This window comes from Halopseudomonas sp. MFKK-1, from assembly GCF_027474385.1.
GTDB lineage: Bacteria > Pseudomonadota > Gammaproteobacteria > Pseudomonadales > Pseudomonadaceae > Halopseudomonas > Halopseudomonas aestusnigri.
In genome coordinates, this window is the sequence record NZ_CP114836.1 from 3,198,440 (window position 1) to 3,213,850 (window position 15,411).

Annotated in this window: 13 protein-coding genes; all 13 read right to left on the reverse strand. The window is 60.4% G+C overall.

Features of this window, described 5'->3' with window-relative positions; genetic code table 11:
* Positions 1 to 336 precede the first annotated feature (336 nt).
* Positions 337 to 1,176: a cache domain-containing protein gene (locus O5O48_RS14835; RefSeq protein WP_269687426.1), complete on the reverse strand. Its 840-nt coding sequence runs from the start codon at positions 1,174 to 1,176 to the stop codon at positions 337 to 339.
* A 90-nt stretch (positions 1,177 to 1,266) separates the two neighbouring features.
* On the reverse strand, positions 1,267 to 2,040 hold the full coding sequence (locus O5O48_RS14840) for an enoyl-CoA hydratase/isomerase family protein (protein WP_269687427.1): 774 nt from the start codon (positions 2,038 to 2,040) through the stop codon (positions 1,267 to 1,269).
* Positions 2,041 to 2,104: 64 nt separating this feature from the next.
* On the reverse strand, positions 2,105 to 3,145 hold the full coding sequence (locus O5O48_RS14845) for a Rieske 2Fe-2S domain-containing protein (RefSeq protein ID WP_088275401.1): 1,041 nt from the start codon (positions 3,143 to 3,145) through the stop codon (positions 2,105 to 2,107).
* Positions 3,146 to 3,292: 147 nt separating this feature from the next.
* Positions 3,293 to 4,141 carry an SDR family NAD(P)-dependent oxidoreductase gene (locus O5O48_RS14850; protein ID WP_269687428.1) on the reverse strand — a complete coding sequence of 283 codons (849 nt, stop codon included), beginning with the start codon at positions 4,139 to 4,141 and terminating at the stop codon, positions 3,293 to 3,295.
* Between the two features lie 114 nt (positions 4,142 to 4,255).
* On the reverse strand, positions 4,256 to 5,506 hold the full coding sequence (locus O5O48_RS14855; protein ID WP_088274943.1) for a helix-turn-helix transcriptional regulator: 1,251 nt from the start codon (positions 5,504 to 5,506) through the stop codon (positions 4,256 to 4,258).
* A gap of 197 nt (positions 5,507 to 5,703) precedes the next feature.
* On the reverse strand, positions 5,704 to 6,897 hold the full coding sequence (locus tag O5O48_RS14860) for a helix-turn-helix transcriptional regulator (protein ID WP_269687429.1): 1,194 nt from the start codon (positions 6,895 to 6,897) through the stop codon (positions 5,704 to 5,706).
* Position 6,898: 1 nt separating this feature from the next.
* Positions 6,899 to 9,289: an efflux RND transporter permease subunit gene (locus O5O48_RS14865; protein ID WP_269687430.1), complete on the reverse strand. Its 2,391-nt coding sequence runs from the start codon at positions 9,287 to 9,289 to the stop codon at positions 6,899 to 6,901.
* A 9-nt stretch (positions 9,290 to 9,298) separates the two neighbouring features.
* Positions 9,299 to 10,267, reverse strand: coding sequence for a WD40/YVTN/BNR-like repeat-containing protein (locus O5O48_RS14870; protein WP_269687431.1), 969 nt, complete (start codon positions 10,265 to 10,267; stop codon positions 9,299 to 9,301).
* A gap of 255 nt (positions 10,268 to 10,522) precedes the next feature.
* A complete protein-coding gene (locus O5O48_RS14875; protein WP_269687432.1) occupies positions 10,523 to 11,725 on the reverse strand; it encodes an acetyl-CoA C-acyltransferase in 1,203 nt (400 codons plus the stop codon).
* A 13-nt stretch (positions 11,726 to 11,738) separates the two neighbouring features.
* Positions 11,739 to 12,209: a MaoC family dehydratase gene (locus O5O48_RS14880; RefSeq protein ID WP_269687433.1), complete on the reverse strand. Its 471-nt coding sequence runs from the start codon at positions 12,207 to 12,209 to the stop codon at positions 11,739 to 11,741.
* Between the two features lie 22 nt (positions 12,210 to 12,231).
* Entirely contained in the window at positions 12,232 to 13,020 is a 789-nt protein-coding gene (locus O5O48_RS14885; protein ID WP_269688714.1) for an SDR family oxidoreductase, read from the reverse strand.
* Between the two features lie 8 nt (positions 13,021 to 13,028).
* A complete protein-coding gene (locus tag O5O48_RS14890) occupies positions 13,029 to 14,213 on the reverse strand; it encodes an acyl-CoA dehydrogenase family protein (protein WP_269687434.1) in 1,185 nt (394 codons plus the stop codon).
* Between the two features lie 10 nt (positions 14,214 to 14,223).
* Entirely contained in the window at positions 14,224 to 15,405 is a 1,182-nt protein-coding gene (locus tag O5O48_RS14895; protein ID WP_269687435.1) for an acyl-CoA dehydrogenase family protein, read from the reverse strand.
* Between the last annotated feature and the right edge of the window lie 6 nt (positions 15,406 to 15,411).

Consider the following 15,411-nt stretch of genomic DNA (forward strand, 5'->3'; position numbering starts at 1 on the left):
GGCTCCATCAGAATGTAATTGGGTATCGCAGGATAGATAGGCCCGTTGCAGGACGCAGACAGACAGAAAATCCGACGCGATATCAGTTCTGAGAGAGTTTGCCCTAGCTGCAGGGATGGGTATAGCCCCATAAAAGAGGCCGCAGACAAGCCGGGCGCGAATACCCTCGGCAGTCACAGGATGTACTGCTATCGAAGGAAGACCGATGTATGGGGAAGTTGAAGCCTGACAGGTTTTGCAGAAGTGACTTATCAGCGCAAGGCGCGGCAACTGGCCAAGGCTACCGCGCTAATTACACCTGACTCATATACCAACCAGCAAGGGCTGCTCCCCGGATTACTCGGTGTACCACCCGACACACGCCAACAGATTACCGAGCCGGCGAATGGCAATGGTTTTGGATTCCACATGCTGGGTCACCGGATTGCGCCACTGGTAACTGAACTCGGCCTCGTCCTTCCCTGTCATCAGCGCCAGTACAGGATCACCGAGCGGGTTACCGGCATGATCGCGCAGGGTATCGAAGCGTGTCCCGATCAGTCCCGGGTTGTAACCGTGTGCAACGAAGCGACGCGTATCGCCATCGACCACGAAGGGGTAAAGGTCATCCTGATAAAAGGCACTGTCCAGATCGTTGATGCGCGCAATGGTGGCCTGTTGATTCGTGGTAAGTGCCTCGACGACCCTGTCCAGCATGACCAGCGCGCCCTGCTTGCCTGTGCGCGGCAGGTAATAGCCGACGGCAACGATGTAATCGTTTACCACTCGGTAGAAGGCCTTCTTACGCTCCTCCTTGCCTTGCTGCCAATTCAGCCAGCGATACTCGCTAACCTGAACACCATCAGCCTCCTCGACTGCCAGTACCTGCTGGAACGTCTCCTGCAGATGGTCATCCAGCAGGGATGCAATATTGCGCCCTATCAGCACACGGGATGGTCCTCCGCTGGCAACCATCACACCTGAGCGGTCAATAACGAAGACGTACAAGTCGCTTTCGGTGAAGTCGCCCTGCCTGCTGAAAACGGCAAAACTGCGCTCGCCTTCGGCTTTCAGGAACTCGGCTGCACGCTCGAGCAAGGCATTTGCCCGCTGTTCCTGTTCCCCTTCGGCGGCAATCAGCTGCGAGCAGAGCAGCATGGAAAGAAGAGCGAGACTGGCAGTGATGATGTTTTTCATAAGGACTCACAACACATAGGCGGATGAGAATAACCAGTCAAACTACCCTAGAAACTGTGAAGCGTCTGCGCGTCGTCCATTTGGACGACCTCAGCGCCGTTTGGCCAGAAACGCTGCGACTGCGCCGGCAAACGCCGGACGACTGGCACAGCTCACAAAGCTGTATTGCTCGGCATCCAGCTGAGTCGCCAGTTCGTGCTGCAATCCCAGATCGATCAGATCGATCGTCGCCCGCACTACCTGGGGGTCCAGCGACAAGATGCGCTTGAGCAACGCAGCCAGCTCGATATCAAGCTGCTCGGCGCTGACAACTCTCTGCACCAGGCCCCACTCACACGCCTGCTCAGCAGAGAGGCCGTGCCCCAGAAGCGCCATCTCAAGCGTTCTGCTGCGACCGATTCGTCGCACCAGCGACCACGACAGCCCCAGGTCCGGCGTTGTCGCGATATCGCTGTAGGCATAAACGAAGCGCGCCGCACTGGTAGCCAGCACCAGATCCGCCGCCGCTACCAGGCTCAAGCCCGCCCCGGCTGCAGCGCCCTGCACAACAGCCATAGTCAACCAGGGCGCAGAGTGCCACTGACGTATGCAGGCGTGCATGGGCTCAATGATTGCCATGGCAGCGCCAACCGGATCCGACTGCAGCGCCTGCAGATCACCACCGGCAACAAACGCCCGACCTTCCCCGCGCAGCAGCAGAACACGCACATCGTCACGGGAAAGCAGCAGCTCGGTGGCGTGAAAACATTCCTGCGCCATTTCAACGCTGAGTGCATTCATTGCCTGAGGGTTATTGAAGGTCAGGGTTGCGCAGCCGTCAGCAAGCTCAAGGCTGAGCTGGCGACCGGAAAGCAAGGTTGTCATCAGGTTCCTCCGGAAACGGCAACGGCTGGCACCTGGCCAGCCGTTGCGAACAGCACAGCTATTTTCAGCGGTTATCGACGACGATGAACTCGCGCAGTTCCTTGTGCATGGCAGGCACATCCGCCTCGTCCATGAAGAACTGCTGATACCATTCGCGCAGCTGATAAATAGGGCCGTCCCCTTCAGCAAGTACCGGCATGTCAACCCGGCGCTTGTGCGACCAGATATCCACGTCCTGATAGAAGGACTCGCGGTTCTGCTTGACGTAATCCAGTGCCAGCTGCTTGTTCTGCTCCTCAGTCCAGCCCGGAATCTTCTTGACCAGCACACCAAAGCGCAGCTCGAACTGATTCGGACCGACCGGCACGTGACAGTTCAGCAGGATGCTCTCTACCAGCAGGCCATCATACTCGGCGCGCATGCGGGTAAAGTGGGTAGCCGGGCCGTAGTAGGCAGAATCAGCAATCAGGTCACCGCCCAGACGCTCGGAGTCACCCATAAACAACTGGGTGCCAATATGCTCCTTGAACGTGTTGCGGAAGTACTTGGTCGGCGTGCCGTGGACCGGGCCAAAGTGCTGGGCATCAACGAGGTTGTCGACCAGCTCGCGCGGGTTGGTATCGATCATCATCAGATCCAGATGCCAGTCGTGATCCCACTCGTCGCTGTCAATTTCCGGCAAGTGCGGAATCTCAACGCCCTCTGCAGGCGGCTTGCCTTCCGGGTTGTTCCACACAAACAGCAGATTGTTCTCTTCACAGGTCAGCCACTTGCGGGTCTTGGCTTTCGGCGGAATCCGCTTGCAGTAGGGAATCTCGGCGCAGCGGCCGCTGGCGTCAAACGCCCAGTGGTGGAACGGACAGACAACCTTGCCGTTAACCAGTTCGCCCTGGGACAGGTCTGCGCCCATGTGCGGGCAATAGGCGTCCAGGATGCTGATGGCGCCCTGCTCGTCTGCGAATGCCAGCAGACGGGTTCCGAAAATATTCAGGGTGTGCAACTGGCCATCGCGATAGTCCTTGGCCTCACCCAGGCAGTGCCAGCCACGGGCATAACGATATTCCGCGGCCTCAACAGCTGGTTTGACATTGATTAGCTGATTCATCAGTTGGTCCTCACTGAGCATTTTTATCTTTGTTCACCACGGCTTGGTTCCGCCCATGTGAATACGCCCGCAAAGCGCAGCGGCCTGAACCGGTCGGACAGTAACCTCATCCGATGCAGGGCATCTTCGCGTCAGCGGGTAGTCTGTTCATCCTCCACTTGGACTAGACCACTCATCGACAACCTGATGTTCACGGGCAAATGGCTGGGCGTGTACGGTGCGTTTTTGATATGTGCCAGCGGTGTCCTGCCGGCAGAGCCAGAGCATGACCGCGGCAGGCACGTGGGGCGGCGCAGACCCGGCGCCGAGGGCGCGGATGCCCTCAACGCCGATGGTCGCCTCAAGGGCTTCAGTAGTGACCACACCGGGATTGAGCGTATAGGCGCGAATCCCGCGATGCCCCAGCTCTGCCTTGATCACCCCGGACAATCGCGAGACCGCCGCCTTTCCAGCGCCATAGGCGTATCCCCAGCCGCCCCGCGCGGCGGAGACGGGCGGATTGCTCTCGCCGGCGCCCGATGAGACGTTGATAATGACTCCCGCGCCCTGCTGCGCCATCGGGCCAACCAGTCGGCGAGTCAATAGCAAGGGGGAAATCAGATAAGCCTGCGAGACGCGCTGCAGCGTCTCAACCTGTAAGTCGAGCAGCGAGACGTTGAGGTCGCTGCCCTGATAGACCGCATTGTTGATCAGCACATCCACGCGCCCAGCCTGATCCAGCGCCTGATCTGCCGCGAGCTCTGCGGAGGCGCCATCGAGCAGGTCCAGATGAACGCAAAATACCCTGGCGCCCCGTTCTCGGGCCTCTGCGGCAACACTGCCGAGGCTGCCGGGCAAGGGTTTGCCATCGGCCCCGGTCAGACTGTATTGGCGCTGGGCCGCATCACCCTGCATGCGACCGGCCAACACCAGGTCGTATCCTGCGCTGGCAAAGGCCAGCGCAGCGGCCCTGCCGATGCCGCGGCTGGCACCGGTGATCATTGCTACCTGTTTCATTGCTTCCCCGCTCGTCTGATAAGGGGCCTCTAGCGGTCCCTTTTTCTCAGTATCAAGTCAGGTGGGGAGTCAACTCATCGTTGGTACGGACTATTCCTTGGCTGGAGCACGCGCTCAATGCGTGCGCAGTGAGCGCAGCTCAGGCCGCGCAATGGCTGAAGGCTTGACCGTCAGCGGCGTCACCTGGCCACGGCCAAGCGATACCACGCTGTTGAGCATCACACGCACCAGCTCGGCCTGGCGCCGAACACCGGTCTTCGAGAAGATCGAACGCAGGTGCGCACGAGCCGTGTTGCGCATGATACCGAGGTTCTCAGCGGCCTCTTCCAGCGACAGGCCGTTGGCCAGCTCCAGCGCCAGCGCTGTTTCAGCTGGGGTAAAGTTGAACAGTTCCTTGGCCACCCGGTTGTCGACCTGGGAGCGGCCTACCGAGTCGCGGATATACACGATCACGGTCGGCCGTCCCTTGCCTTCGGCCCATTCGGATGCCGGCAGCGCCTCGACTACAACGCCAAGACTGACCTCACCCGAGGGCCGAGCGATGGACAGGGCCTCACGGCTTTCCGCCGGCTGCTGGCCCTGCTGCAAATCCAGCGTCTCGCGAATCAGCCGGTGCAACTCGCGGTTATCGCTGGGGTAGCTGGCCTCCAGCCGGGTGCCGACCAGCTTGATGCCATCGGCCTCCTTCAGCATCGCCCGGGCTACGTCGTTTAGCTGCAGTACGCAACCGGTTTCGTCCAGCACCAGGGTGGCAACAGACAACCGGTTTATGGCTTCGGCGTAAACTGTGCCCAGTGACTCGCTGCGCCCGAGCAGATTGTGAACGTGCAGCGAGCGGCGCAGGTGTGGCAAAAGTCGATTGCACAGCGCCTTGTCTTCGGCACTGAATGCCGGCTGGTTGTGCCCACGGGTCACCCGCATGCGCAACATGCCGTCTTCCGGGGTAGTAATGTCGGCACCAAGGATGTGGTACACATTATTCAGGCGTGCGTAATCGGTGTAGTACGGGTTGGCCTCCCACTCCTCGGTGGTCATCACATCATCGATGGTAAAGCTGACGTCCGCCGGCATGCTCGAGAAGGGGCTGTCGTTATGGTAGTAATCAAAGTAGCGGACCGTACCGCTCCCCTCGACCTCCCCCGCAACCAGCATCAGACCAATGTTGTCAATTCCCGGAATGCGCAGAATGAGTGTGGCGTAGTTGGCCTGGAACAGCTTGCGCAGCTCCTCGACCGCGTCGTACAGGCGCTGAGTATCAAACGCACCGTCGTGGATACACCCAATCAGGTGATCGTAATGATCCAGACTAAGGCTGATACTGTGCGCTATCGGGTTTTGTGGTGTTACAACGTTCTTGTTATTCATGACTGTGCGACCTCTGCGTCGGGCTGCTCATTGGCGGCCCATCTTGTTTTTATTGATAAATACAGCAGTCTGAGTCTCTGTTGCCCGAGCTGCAGCAAAGTGCCCTCTGCGACAAAGTGTCTCACCTTACTTCGTTTTGCATTGTGCGCAAATGTCTGGAATGGCCATTGAGCATGGCTACAGAGGACATCAGCGCGTTATGTGTCGTTTTCCTCCCGCGCTTCGGTTTCAACGCCTCCGTCCTGCTGACCCAGTGAAACCACGCTGTTAAGGATCAGGCGCACCAACTCCGTTTGACGGCGCACCCCGGTTTTGGAAAAAATCGCGCGCAGATGGGCTCGAGCCGTATTGCGGCGAATGCCCAGCGAACTGGCAGCTTCCTCCAGCGACAGGCCGTTGGCCAGCTCCATCGCAAGCGCCGACTCAGAAGGCGTAAATCCGAACACCTGACGGGTCATGGCTGTACTGAGCATCGAGCGGCCTACCGCATCTCGCACGTAAACCACAACGCAAGGTTTGCCGTCGTCCCAGTCAGACTCCGGGACCGGTTCAATCAGCAACCCCAGGCTGACCTGTCCCGAAGGCCTTGAAATGGACAGCGCTTCGGCGATATTGCCATCATTGCTGCGACCGGCCGTCTGGGCGCTTCGCAGCGCCTGATACAGGCGCTTGTTGTCTCCCGGGTAATTGGCTTCCACGCGGCCGCCAACCAGCTTCAGTCCATCTCCGGCCTGAAGCATGTCCCGTGCGATCTGGTTGGCTTCCACGATGCCGCCGTTTTCATCGAGCACCATGGTCGCAATTGCCAGCCGGCCGATGGTCTGGGCGTACAGCGCGTTGAGCGACTCCTTGTGGCCTATCAGGTTGTGAATCTGCAGGGCCCTGCTCATGTGCGGAATCAGTGAGCTGCAGAGCAGTTTTTCCGCACGGGAAAAGTCCTGAGTACCATCTGGCCGGGTAATGCGAAATCGAAAAACGCCGCCGCCAGGAATCGCGACATCGACGCCCATCACATGCAACACCCTCTGCGGCTGGCAGTAACGCTTGTAGTAGTCGGACTCCAGCCAGGTGCTGTAGCTCATGAGGTCCGTTACCGTGAATACCCGGTTTGTCTGGCAGTTCACAAACGGTGTTTCAGCCCGGGGATAGGCAATGTAGGTGATGGTACCCTCACCTTCTATATCACCGCTGACTACCATCAGGCCCTTGTCGCTGCCCACCGGCGCACGCAGGATCAGTGTTACGTAATTGGCACGGAACAACTCGCGCACATGGCCCAAAAAGCGGCTCCAGCTATGGTCATCCAGCGCAGCATCATACAACTCGCCCAGCAGGGAGTCGTATGCTGCCGCCGGGACCATGGTGGCTTGTTCCTGGCTGATCTTGGTCATCTCAGTTCGGCCCGGCACCCTGCAGCGGGCTCCTCACCGCCGGACGCACCCGTACCAGCGGTTTGCTGCGCTGGAACCAGGCAGCCAGCCCCGGCAGCAGGAAAATCGCGCCGAATACGTTCACCAGGAACATGAAGGCCAGCAAAATACCCATATCTGCCTGGAACTTGAGCGGTGCAAAAATCCAGGTACCAACCCCGACCGACATGGTTACTGCGGTAAACAACGCCGCAGTGCCGCGCTGACACATAGCTTCGTAAAAGGCCATACGCAGGCTCTTGCCGGCCTTGAGTTCGTGCTGCATGCGCTCGTACAGATAAATCCCGTAGTCGACCCCAACACCCACCCCGAGCGCCATTACCGGCAAGGTCGCAACCTTGAGGCCAATCCCGAACATCGCCATGACGGCGCTGCACAGGGTGGCAACAATCGCCAGCGGGATCAGGATGCAAAGCACTGCGCGACCACTGCGGAAGGTGACCCAGCAAAACAGCGCCACTGCCAGCAGCAAAGATCCGTGCATTTGTGCTTCGGCCTGCTGCACCGCCTCATTCGAGGCAGCCATCACGCCCACGTTGCCGCCAGCCAGCATGAAGCGCAGCTTCGGTTCATCGATATTGGCGATAATGTGCTCAACCTGGTCAATCACATGAGCAATGGTGTCGCCGTCATGGTCATTGAGAAACAGCAACATCTGCATGGTTTGACAACCATCAACCACCAGACCGTTGGACGCCGAGTAGGCACGCGAGCCCGCCATCAGACCGCGGGACGAGCCCGGAATGGCCGCCCAGCGCGGGTTACCTTCGTTGTTGCCGGCAATCGAAACCTTGCCCATACCCGCCACACTCTGGGTCGAATTGACGCCCTTGATGCTGCGTGCATGAAAGTCCAGCTCCTCGACCGCGCGCATCACATCCGGGTCCAGACAGGCTTCGGTGACGTCGGTTTCCATGTAAATCGACAGTACATCAAGACCGATCGAGTACTTCTGGGTGATGCGCAGGTTGTCCTGGTTATAGCGGGCACTCTGGCGCAGCTCGGGGGCACCGACCCCCACATCGCCGACAATCAGCTCGCGGCTTTTCCAGGAACCGGCAACCAGCAGCACCAGACTGATTGCAAAGACCACCAGCGCGGGACCCGGCGTCGCCAGGACAGACAGCCTCCACCACAGTTGGTGCTTGCCGCCGTTGCGCGCCTCATGGGCTGCCCAGGCACGACGATCCAGCGTCAGCCAGGACAGGATGATCGGCAGCATCATCTTGTTGGTAAAGATCATCAGCAAGCCACCAATACAGGCTGAAATCCCCAGCTCGCGCACAATCGGAATATCGATCAGCATGATCACACCGAAGCCCAGTGCGTTGGTAACCAGCGCAAGCGCACCGGGGATGAAGATCTTGCAGCAGGCCACTTTGGCTGCTTCCCTCGGTTCCAGGCCGTTGAACAGTTCCTGTTTCCAGGCGTTGCTCATCTGTACCGCATGCGACACCCCGATCGAGAAGATCAGGAACGGCACCAGGATCGACATTGGATCGATACCCATACCAATCAGCGGCAGGATCCCCAGCAACCAGACCACCGGTACCAGTGCAACCAGCAACGCGACAACGGTCTGTACCAGTGAACGCGAGTAAGCCCACAGCAGCAGCGTGGTAATGATGAAGGCGATCACGAAAAAGCCCATCACCTCAACCAGGCCATCAATCACATCGCCAACCAGCTTTGAGAAGCCGACGATATTGATCTCGATATTCTCGTTCTCGTACTTGCTGCGAATCGCCTCCAGCTGACGGGCAATTTCGGCATAGGACACACGCTCACCGGTGTCCGGGTTGAACTCCTGCAGTTCGGCATTGACGATCGCCGCAGTCAAATCATTGGCCACCAGTCGACCGATTTCACCGGACCGGGCAGCGTTGCTGCGAACCTGCTCCAGATCCTCGGGCGTGCCGCTGAATTGGGGCGGAATAACCACATCACCGACGAAACCGTCTTCCGATATTTCGACATAGCGCACGTCGGGAGTGAACAGCGAGCGTACACTGGCACGCCGTACGCCGGGGATGAAGAACACCTCATCGGTAACCTGGCGCAGCACCTCGAGGAATTCCGGGTTGTAGATATCCCCCTCGCCCAGCCAGTTCACACTTACCAGGATCGTGTTGGCACCCGAGAACGTCTCGCTGTAATGCAGGTAGTTCTCCATGTACGGGTGGCTGGCCGGAATCTGCTTGTTGAAGCCAGGATCCAGTCGAATCTGGGTCGCGCTGTAACCCAACCCGAGAGTCAGCAGCATGAAAAACCCGAGAATGAGCTTGCGGTGGTTCATCAACAGGTCGGCAAAACCTTCGACCCAGCGATCCAGTAAACGAACATGCCTGGTCATGACTACCCCTTATCGACCTGTATGCGCCAGAAGGTCTCGGTCCCGCTGTTGCAGACCGAACTGTCCGGCGACGAAAAATTCTCTGTTAGGCAGAACCACTGCCGACGTCAGCGTCCCCATGCCGCGCATGAAGCCGATGTTGCGAAGCTCGCCATCGCCTGTCAGGTTGACGTAGGCACCGCCGGTCCCGACGATCACTACGCCATTGGCATCAGCGGCGTGACCGTAAAGTGGCAACTGGTGAGGCAGCTGGATTTGGCTCCAGTTAATGCCATCGTCGTGGCTGACGAAGACATGCCCACGCATGCCATAGGCAACCCAGCTGGCGTCTTTGAGATGGGCAACCCCGAACAGAGAGCCACGATAAAACGGCTCCACTGCCTGCCACTGATCACCGCCATCGGTGCTGCGCAGGACAAGCCCCATTTCGCCAACCAGCAGCTGCATGCGCTTGCCGTCACCAGCCAGGTCGTTCAGATGCTCGCCATGGATATCCAGCTCAACACTGGTCCAGCTCTGGCCGGCGTCGGTGGAATGGAAAAAGCGGCCAAAGCTGCCATAGGCAAACACTTCCTTGCCATCGGCACTCCAAGTCCCCATCAGCGGCTCGCCGGCTTCCTCGTCATTCATGATGACGTCCCAGCTATCACCGCCGTCGGTGCTGCGAAGAATCAGTTGATCATGGCCGACGGCCAGCAGCAGATTGCCACCCAGCCAAGTGATACCTGTGAGGGTGACCGGCAGCTGGTGGTCGCCATAGGTCTGTTGCCAGCTGTCGCCATCGTCGTCACTGACCATGATGGTGCCGCGCTCGCCAACCGCGACCATGCGGCCGTCAAAATGCACCAGATCATTGAACTGGATACGGGCAAGGTCCATATCCAGCTCAGCACCTTGGCCATCGTGGCGGGGGGAAAACGCGTAGAACACCAGAGCGGTGACGACAATGCAGAAGGCGTAGCTAATCAGTTTGCTCATGATGCATTCCTGCCTGTTGAGCTCCTCGGGGGAGCACATTGTTTTTATTCGGCTGAGCGCCTGTCCCAATCTGAGACAAAGCGTCGCAGCAGCACCAGCATCGATATTCGGGCACCAGGAACGTGACAACATCGTCCAAACGGCTTACACCCAAATGCCAGTATGCAAATCTGCGCAAACCTGCGAGGTAGACGCGGGGAAGCACGAGCCCGCTGAAACGCGGGCCCGGCTCTCAGACGTTAATTGGAAGAGGGCTCAGTCGAGCTCGAACAGGCCGGCGGCACCCATGCCGCCACCGATGCACATGGATACAACGACATAGCGGACACCGCGGCGGCGGCCTTCCAGCAGCGCGTGACCGACCATACGAGCACCGCTCATGCCAAACGGGTGACCAATGGAGATCGCACCGCCGTTGACGTTAAGGCGATCATTGGGAATACCCAGCGCGTCACGGCAGTACAACACCTGGCTGGCAAATGCCTCGTTGATCTCCCACAGTCCGATATCCTCGACCTTCAGACCAAAGCGCTGGAGCAGTTTCGGGATGGCGTAAACCGGGCCAATCCCCATCTCGTCGGGCTTGCAGCCGGCCACAGCGATACCGCGGTAGGTGCCAAGTGGCTTGAGGCCGCGCCGGTCTGCCTCGGCACGACTCATAAGCAGGCAGGCGGCCGCGCCATCAGAGAACTGCGAGGCATTACCAGCAGTGATATGTTCACCCTGGGCAATCCACTGGCCATCTTTCCAGACCGGTGGAAGCGATTGCAGGCCTTCCAGGGTAGTGCTCGGGCGATTGCACTCGTCGCGGTCGGCGGTAACCTGTTCGTGACCGGCCGGCTTGCCTTCCTTGTCGAACAGCAGCTTGCTGGCTGTCAGCGGGACGATTTCATCGGCAAACAAACCGGCCTGCTGGGCAGCTGCGGTGCGCTGCTGGCTTTGCAGCGCGTAGGCATCCTGCTCGGCGCGACTGATGCCGTAACGTGCAGCAACAATCTCGGCGGTTTCGATCATCGGAATGTAGGCAGTCGGCATGACCTCCAGCACTGCTTCGGAGCGCGCGCGGTGAGCGTTCTTGTGCTTGGTCTGGGTCAGCGACAGCGATTCAACCCCGCCGCCGATGGCAATTTCCAGCTCGCCGGTCATGATCGCCTTGGCCGCTTCACCTACCGCCATCAGGCCGGACGCGCACATGCGATCAAGCGCCATACCGGGCACGGCATCGCCAAGGCCGCCGGTGTAGGCACACAGCCGGCCAATGTTGTAGCCCTGGGTGCCCTGTTGTACGGCGGCGCCCATGATCACATCACCTACCTCCTCCGGCTTGATACCCGCGCGCTCAACTACCGCACGCACCACGTGGCCGCCGAGAACCGGGGCCTCGGTGTCATTGAAGGAACCACGGAAGGATTTGGTCAGCGCGGTACGCGCAACGGAAACAATAACGGCATCTTGCATGCTATGAGACTCCTCAGGCAGCGGGATTGAAGGTGTAGCGGCTAATGGTGTCAACGACGCAACCCGGGCGGTCACTGCCTTCGACCTCGACGGTCACGCGCACGACGACCTGCACAGCGCCATTGGCGAGGGCCTCAACCCCGGTAACCTCACCCACGCCGCGAATACGTGCGCCAACACGCACTGGCGCGGGGAAACGCACCCGATCGCAGCCATAGTTGACACCCATCTGCAGGTTCTCGACCCGCATCAATTGCGGCAGGAAATAGTTCACCAGTGACAGGGTCAGGTAGCCGTGGGCGATGGTGCCGCCGAACGGGCCCTTGGCCGCCTTCTCGGGATCAACGTGAATCCACTGGTGGTCACCGGTTGCATCGGCAAACTGGTCGACCCGAGGCTGCTCGATACGCAGCCAGTCGGTGGCGCCCAGCGATTGACCGACGGCGGCTTGCAGCGCCGCCGCCGAGGAAAATACGGTAGTCATTGCTTTACTCCTGAAGGCGCACTCAGGCGCGCTGGGAACTGACGGGCAGAATTTCGCCGGTCATGTAGCTGGAATAGTCGCTGGCCAGGAACATCATCACGTTGGCCACCTCCCAGCACTCGGCTCCTCGGCCATAGGCCTCGCGGGCTTCAAGCTCACGCAGCAGCTCTTCCGGTGCCGATTTGCGCAGCATCGGGTGCACCGCCAGCGACGGGGCGACTGCGTTAATACGCACGCCCAGCTCGACCGCTTCCAGCGCCGAGCAGCGGGTCAAGGCCATTACGCCAGCCTTGGCTGCGGCGTAGTGCGCCTGCTCTTTCTGTGCCCGCCAACCCAGCACCGAGGCGTTATTGACGATCACAGCGCCCTGCCCGCGGGCTTTTACGCGCTGCAGAAAATAGCGGGTCATGCGCATGGTGCCGTTCAGGGTCACATCAATGACCTTGTCCCATTCGGCGTCTTCCATGTCGATCAGCATCTTGCTGGTACCCAGACCGGCGTTGTTGATCAGCACGTCAGTGCCACCGAGCTTGTCTTCCGCGAAGTCGATCAGGGCGCGCACCTGGTCTTCGTCGGTCACGTTGCAAACCAGACCCCATACAGCATCGAGCCCGGTTTCGGCCTTCAGCTTGTCGACCGATGCGGCCAGCCGGCCTTCGTGCACATCACTAATAACGATGGCGCGACAGCCCTCTTCCACCGCCCGGGTGGCGGCAGCGAAGCCGATGCCGGCGCCGGCTGCGGCGGTGATAAGGACTGACTTGCCTTCAAGCAGGCCGTGCCCGGAAACGTACTGCGGATTGGTGATCATGTTGCTCATTACAGGTTTCCTTTGGCTTCTTTGGGCATGCCCAGTCCGCGTTCAGCAATGATGTTGCGCTGAATCTGGTTGGTGCCGCCGTAAAGGGTGTCGGAGCGGGTGAACAGGAACAGGGACTGCAGGCGCGTCAGGTTGTACGGTGCGGACTCGACCATCTCGGCCTCCGGCCCCAGCACATCCATAGCCAGCGCGCCCAGGTTGCGGTGCCAGCTGGCCCAGTGCAGCTTGTAGACCAGGGCTGCGGGTCCGGCGTCGTTACTGCTGTCCTGCGAGAGCATGCGCATGGCGTTGTAGCGCATCAGACGCAGGCCGATATGGGCCTCGGCAATGCGCTGACGCAGCGCCGGATCGCGTGCCGCGCCGTTGTCCCGGGCGATACGCACAATCTGGTCCAGCTCGTTCTGGAACTGCATCTGCTGGCCGAGGGTGGAGACGCCACGCTCGAAGCCGAGCAGGCCCATCGCAATCTTCCAGCCATCGCCCGGGGCGCCAACGATGTCAGCGGCGACCGCATCATCGAAGAACACTTCGTTGAACTCGGAGGTGCCGGTCAGCTGCTCGATGGGCCGTACGGTGACGCCCGGCTGATGCATCGAAACCAGGAAAAACCCCAGCCCCTTGTGGCCACGTGACTCCGGATCGGTGCGCGCAACGACAAAGCACCAGTCGGACTCATGAGCCAGCGATGTCCATACTTTCTGGCCGTTAAGAATCCAGTGCCCATCGGCATCCTGCACCGCACGGGTGCGGACGTTGGCCAGATCCGAGCCGGCGCCCGGCTCGGAATAGCCCTGACACCAGAGCTCGGTGCCAGCCAGAATACCGGGCAGGTATTTCTGCTGTTGCTCGGGGCTGGCAAAGGCGATCAGCGTCGGGCCGGCAAGGCCCTCACCAATGTGCCCTACCCGCCCCGGCGCACCGGCACGGGCATACTCTTCATGGAAGATCACCTGCTGCTCAATGCTGCAGCCACGGCCACCGTGCTCCGTGGGCCAGCCAACGCAGGTCCAGCCGCCTTCGGCCAGCTTCTGCTCCCAGCGTTTGCGCTCTGCCGGGAACATGTGCTCGTCACCCGGGCCACCACGAAAGCGCAGTTGCTCAAATTCGCCGCACAGGTTGTCTTTCAGCCAGCCGGCAATCTCGGCGCGAAAGGCTTCATCGGCTGCGGTAAAGGTCAGTTTCATGCTCGGCTCCTCAATCCAGCAGCAGGCTGGCAATCAGCTCACGCTGCGCCGCACCGGCACCCAGGTACAACTCACTGGCCTTGGCCCGCTTGAAGTACAGGTGCACGTCGTATTCCCAGGTAAAACCGACACCACCGTGCAGCTGAATGGCGCTGCCGGCGTTGTGGAACAGGGTGTCGGAGCAATAGGCCTTGGCCATCGCTGCCGCTTCGGCCAGCTCGGCTGCCAATCGCGCATCACCCTCGGGGTTTACACGCTCCTCGGCGATACAGGCGGCATAGTAGACGGCCGAGCGGGACACCTCGCACTTGAGCAGCATGTCGGCCGCCTTGTGCTTGAGCGCCTGATAACTGGCAATCTGGCGGCCGAACTGCACGCGCTCCTGCATATAGGCAACGCTGATATCAAGCACCTGCTGGGCCGCGCCCATTTGCTCGGCGGCCAGCGCCACCTTGACCAGCGCCAGGATGTCGTCAAGCAACTCACCAGCGGCCTCGTCGCCAGCCATGCGCGCCGAGACCGGTACCAGCACATCGCTGAACTGCAGGCGGGCCTGGCGGCGGGTCTGATCCAGCGTTGGTTGCCACTCGCGACTGATACCCGCGGTGTCGGCCGGCACGGCAAACAGCGCGACGCCGTCGCGGCCCGCAGTGCCCGGCGCTCGTGCGGCAACAATCAGCAGGTCAGCACTGTGGCCATCGATCACATAGCGCAGCTCGCCGCTCAGGCGATAGCCCTCATCACAGGCTTGCCATTGCAGACCGATGGCCTCGCAGCCCCACTGACCGCCAAAACGGGCCGCCTCGGTACCGGTCCAGCCCAGGGTTGCCGTCAGTGCGCCATCGACGATGGCGGGCAGGTACTGCGCCTTCTGCTCATCGGTGCCAGCCAGCAGCAACGCGTTGACGCCCAGCCCGACGGTGGCGAAGAACGGCGAGCACAGCAGCACCTTGCCCATCTGCTCCAGTACCGCAGCCAGTTCGACCTGGCCAAGGCCCATACCGCCATAGGCTTCCGGCACGGTGATGGCCTGGAAGCACAGTTCCTGGCAGATGCGCTGCCACAGGTCCGGGTCATAGCCGAGTTCGGTTGCCATGGCTTTGCGCACGGCAGACGAATCCGACACGTCCTGCAGGAATGCCGCGGCAGTGTCGCGGATCATTCGCTGCTCATCGGTGAAACGAAACTCCATGGTCAG